Source organism: Halomonas sp. LBP4 (genome assembly GCF_003202205.1).
GTDB lineage: Bacteria > Pseudomonadota > Gammaproteobacteria > Pseudomonadales > Halomonadaceae > Halomonas > Halomonas flagellata.
On the sequence record NZ_PDOG01000015.1, the window covers coordinates 1 to 4,983 of the forward strand.

At 49.4% G+C, this 4,983-nt stretch carries 4 protein-coding genes and 1 pseudogene; 1 reads left to right on the top strand and 4 read right to left on the bottom strand.

Going from position 1 to position 4,983, the window contains the following annotated elements; genetic code table 11:
- Positions 1-152 precede the first annotated feature (152 nt).
- From CR157_RS21805 to CR157_RS22435, 4 genes are all read right to left on the bottom strand, one after another.
- Positions 153-1,031 (bottom strand): hypothetical protein, encoded by an 879-nt coding sequence (locus CR157_RS21805; RefSeq protein ID WP_110285621.1) that lies wholly within the window; start codon positions 1,029-1,031, stop codon positions 153-155.
- A 47-nt stretch (positions 1,032-1,078) separates the two neighbouring features.
- Positions 1,079-1,579, bottom strand: a complete 501-nt coding sequence (locus CR157_RS21810) for a restriction endonuclease (RefSeq protein WP_110285622.1) — start codon at positions 1,577-1,579, stop codon at positions 1,079-1,081.
- 96 nt (positions 1,580-1,675) lie between these two features.
- Positions 1,676-2,593, bottom strand: a complete 918-nt coding sequence (locus tag CR157_RS21815; RefSeq protein ID WP_110285623.1) for a hypothetical protein — start codon at positions 2,591-2,593, stop codon at positions 1,676-1,678.
- Between the two features lie 433 nt (positions 2,594-3,026).
- On the bottom strand, positions 3,027-4,049 hold the full coding sequence (locus tag CR157_RS22435; RefSeq protein WP_146218752.1) for a hypothetical protein: 1,023 nt from the start codon (positions 4,047-4,049) through the stop codon (positions 3,027-3,029).
- Between the two features lie 314 nt (positions 4,050-4,363).
- Between CR157_RS22435 and CR157_RS21820 the strand changes: the two are divergent.
- Positions 4,364-4,759 (top strand): annotated as a pseudogene (locus CR157_RS21820) (transposase); the annotation flags it as partial.
- Positions 4,760-4,983 lie beyond the last annotated feature (224 nt).

Below are 4,983 nucleotides of genomic sequence, written 5' to 3' on the forward strand. Positions count from 1 at the left end.
CCCTTAACATTTTCCGGAACGTCCGCATTGGCTAGTAAGTTGCCTTACCTTTCCATCAACTTATACTAAACTTCCCCACTCGGCCAGAAGCGGACGTTCAGCATACGCTCATATAGCTCTGGCTCAGCCGCTTTATCGGTCGGCTGGAGCCCCTATGTATTGATCTTACAGAGATTTTCACCCATTTCATGAATTGCTGCTCGCAACACCTGCAGGCAAATTTTCGCCGTATGCTCCCTTGGACTGAAGCCGGAGCTCATTTGTTGAAATGGATGAATGTAATTGCGGAAGTCTCTCAGTGTATGGCTGAATTTCTGGATATCGTGCTGTACAAGACCAAGTTCGTAGGCGACATCAATATACGCGCTAAGATTCCACTCGTGAAATTGACGGACTTTCCCGGAACCATCCTTTGGTGAGGATTTTGCCGTATTGAATTGCCTAGGGTGCTTGATAGCCAAGCCGAGTAAAATGCCTTCGAGGGTGCTACCTGAAACAAGAATTACAGATAAATACGCCCCAGAAGAAAAGCATTTCTCGATCTCTTTGATCCTTTCTTGAAGTGTGTCGGAAACAAAACCATCCAAACCAAGTTTTTGTACTGAGACATTAGAAAACTCTCTACTCAGGAACTCACTTTCGGCTTCTGCCCGACTAGCCTCAGAAGGTTCGGAAATCTCAACCTTTTCAAGCTTTTTGAAGCCAATCTCAGCCCCCTGGCGAATGACCTTCCATTTATCAAAAGCAAGAAACTTATTGAGTTCAACAATACATGCATCAAGGTCTGCCAACCTATCGATAAAATTGGCTGGATTCAGAACCATTCTAATGCATTTATCCAGATCCGGAGTACCGTTAATTTTCTCCAATTTTTCATCAGTGTACATCCACCTAGATGGAAATCCTTGCCCGTATGAATCGTTAAAACCGAGATCATTGAAGAAACGAACAAGCTGAGGGCCTGAGCGATACTCAGTCTCCTCATTAATCAACAACCGGAGTTTTTCAAGCGATTTATGACTAAGAATCATGGCGAGTTATAAATCTCCATATACACATGACGGTGGAGTTGGGATGCCTATTCGCTTTCGCTCTTTTGAATGACTTTTCCATCCCGATTCCGGACCTCTACGGTCACGTGGTCAGACACTTTTACCGAGTCGGACACGCCAACTAATATCTTGTCAAGGAATTCTAGGACGTAGTCTGATCTGGTTGCCTCGGCACTAAGTTTAGCGGTTACGATCCCCGCGTGTTCGGCAACCTTCTTAGCTCCCTCTTGATAGCCAAGAGGTGTCACGATAACGCCACCATTGGCGCCCGTGTCTTGTATGCGGAAGGCGAGGCCACCGATAACCTCTTGGTTCACGTGGCCCTTGGTAAATCGTTTGCACTCGACAACCACAAAGCCATCACCTCCGAGTTCAATGCCCTTGGCATCAATCTCCCACTTGGTTCCGCTCTGTCCTGGGACCAGTTGCTTCCCTTCCACGTGCCCAAGATTGAATTCCATGGCGAACCGGTTCAACAGGTCCGTGGCAACCTGCTCGTAGGTTTCCCATTTTTTTGGCTGTCCCATGGGTTGACCTCCTAACGTTGCGAATCAGCCGCCGACGAAGGAGGTCGACAGCATTTGTTTTATTATGCAGCCCTGCGGCTCAACCCGACACGCCACTCACTCCCCTCCCGTTATAGCTGTGAGACGCTTGCGCAACCGCTCGCGAAGTTCGGTGACGTTTTTGTACTCCGGGCAGTTATGAATAGCCAAATCGAAGTGAAGCCTGGTACCAGCGCGGCGATACAAAATAGGTCGCTTACCGATAGCGTGGGCAAATCCTACTTCGTAGTACACACTGGGTCTTTCGCCGGTGAGGTCGGCAATAAGAAATTCCGAAGTCCTGATCTCATCAAGAACCTTCTGGGTGATCTCGCCAGAGTGCTCTATGTCGTCGGCTCGTGTCGCGCGGATCCCGAACCGAGCACACTCCTCTTGAATGGCCCGCTTGACGTCCTCAAGCTCTGGCTTCTCTGGGTCGATCATCATCATGATGAAGGCTGATCCAGGCTGCACTTCAATAGATGCAGCGCCCGGCACCGTGCGAGCGGGCGCCACTTCACCGGCCGCCTCGGCCTCAGCCTGCGCGCGAAGGACGCTCAAGCGACGAGACACTTGGTCAAGGACATCGTCGATCTCGACCAGTGCCTCCATCGGTTGCAACTGCCTGTCCTCCGAGAACCCTGCTGGCTTGACGTCAAGCACGATGTCTTCGTCATGCAGAACCTGCGGTCCCCACTCCTCGTACTGGCGAAGCCGCAATGCGGCATCGATGCGCCGGACAGCGAGTAACATAGTGCTCAGGTCGGCGTCACCGAACATTGGCGATTGGCGAACAAGAGTTGAAAGTCGAACGAGGGGAGTGTGAAAGCGGGCGGATAGATCCTTGGCTTTCGGCGCTAGGTCTGCGGGTAAGTCGTAACTAGTGTATCCTTGCGCTTCCATAGCGGCACTGCACTCTTCGAAGAACCGCTTGGTTGCTTCTCGTGCCTCCGAGAACTGGGCTTCGAGATCGGTGATCGTTGTAACCGATGGCATTGTTTTGCTCCCTTTCATTCACCGTATGGCTGCAAAACAGTGATTAGACCGCACGCCCTTTTATTGAATGAATGGAGTTGCCCCGTTTCAGTCAATAAATGGATATACCTGCACCACACACAGTATTATTTTTTCAAAGACATTAAGAACACTTCGGCAGTCTATCCCCGAAAATCATGCCACATTTTCCGGGAGGTCCTTTGGGTCGTCAGCTGCCATATTCACTCCATCAGCGTAGCCTAAATTTCCTCACCCGGCCAGGAGCGGCCGTTCAGCGTGGTTTGAGGAAGTATCTCCCGGCAAAGCCGGGAATTACCTTATTTATAAATTAATTTTAACAATAAGTCGTGCTTGACGGTGACCAACATAATCGGCAGTAAGAGCGTGAACTGTCAAATGTCGGACATCGTCTCCCTTGTTGGGAGCGAACTAACTAGTAGTACTCTCCATACAGCTCCCATGCCGTCGTTAACAGAAGAATTCTTCGTTCTAAATAAGTTATATGCTCGTGGTTTTCAGGATCGAAAATAACACGGGGTCCTGATCCCATTTGCTCATACATCTTTGAGAGGGTGGGAATCCTGAAATCAGGAAACTTACTTCGAATATCCTCCAGTTCTGTTAGTGCGGCGCCGTCGCCAAAGATAGCGGACCTGAGTCTCGCCCAGAAGTTTGGATCGTCCATTTCCTGTAATCGGTGGATATCTTCTCGCGAAACAAATGCTGGTCTAAATGCAACTGGAACAGCAGAATTGGCTTCAATAGCTATAACTCCATAGCTTTCTAAATCTCCCGAAACGGACCCACCAAGATCAGTTACAATCTCAGAGAATTTCCTATTCGCTCGTGCATCCACAGTAGCACCCATTTCCCTCTGGAAACTTAGTCTTGACAACAGCTTTGCCGAGATTACATCTCTAAGAATCCACGGAACTCTTTCCTGATACGAATACTCATCCCCCCGCTCGATTATTTCTTGTAATCTTTCATTACATTCAGGACTGTCACTTTCCAAGGCATTTTCAATAACTTCCTGAGAAAAACTTTCAACTGTGGCGTTCGTAAAGCTTAACTCCACATCTTCGGAGACCGAGATTTTAGCGTCAACACTAATCTCCGTTATTTTATATAGTGAGCCCCCTAGATCACCGCTAACTGCATATCTTTTGGTATCTATTGCGTCAGCAAGCACTGTTGCCGATATTAAGGGATTCAACCCGGGGAAACAAAGATCCTTTCTCGCGAGAAACCCCTCGTATGGGTTCAAGTATATATCGCCAGGCTCCTCATCGGTAGGCAATGCTATGGGTAGAGCGCGATAATCGTAAAAGTACGCATGGAGCGCAGCTTGGTAACTCTCAAACAAGGCAGCTTGAGCCGGACTTGCTACATGTATTGAAGCAGCTATTGCCGCAACTATTCCTAAAGTACTAGTCACACTACTCTTAGTGCTCATCGACTTACTCCTATTTTCCGCTCAATAGCTAGATGGCACGTCCGCCCTCGAAAAGATTAACATTACCAAGGCCTAACAGTGTTCAGGATGCCATCGTATGATTAACTAAAGATCAATGATCGATTAATAATATAATGTCGAACATCATTCACAGGCTAGCCAGCTAAAATTCATAATCTCCCAGGTTATCATCGTTGAGTCTTCATCTGCCGTACTAGTTTCATCAGCGTAGACTGAAGTTCGGCATACGGCCGAGGCTGTGTGAAAACGTGGCTGCCGCTATACTCTACCCGTGACAGCTCGTGGAGGTGCCGATGAAGCGCTTCGTTGCAGGTGAGTCCCGGTCTCAATCCACGTTGTTCCCTGAGCTTCTTGATGATTTTGTCTCGGAGGACAACCCGGTCCGAGCCATCGAGGCCTTCGTTGAGGCCCTTGATCTCAGACAGCTCGGTTTCAAGGGTGTTGATCCCCATGCTACCGGCCCGCCCGCCTATCACCCCGCTGTACTCCTGAAAATCTACCTCTACGGATACCTCAATCGTGTCCAATCCAGCCGCCGCTTGGAGCGGGAGGCGCAGCGCAATGTCGAGCTGATGTGGCTGACAGAGCGCCTGGCACCGGACTTCAAGACGATTGCCGATTTTCGAAAGCACAACGGCAAGGCGATCCGCGCCACCTGCCGAGACTTTGTCGTGCTCTGCCGGCGTCTGGTGGGCATGGCCGCTGTGAGTCGTCAGCTGTCGAAACCATTACATCAGCGTAGCCTAACATTCCTCAATCGGCCATGAGCAGACCTTCAGAAGATGCTAAAGCATTCCTAAGAAAGAAAGTGGTTGTCTTTCTCTATGCTCTGTATGGAGTATTGCCTTACTCGGTTGCGGAACAGTGATAAGAGCGAGATAGCGTTCCGCGAGGGATGTAGGCATAGAGATCC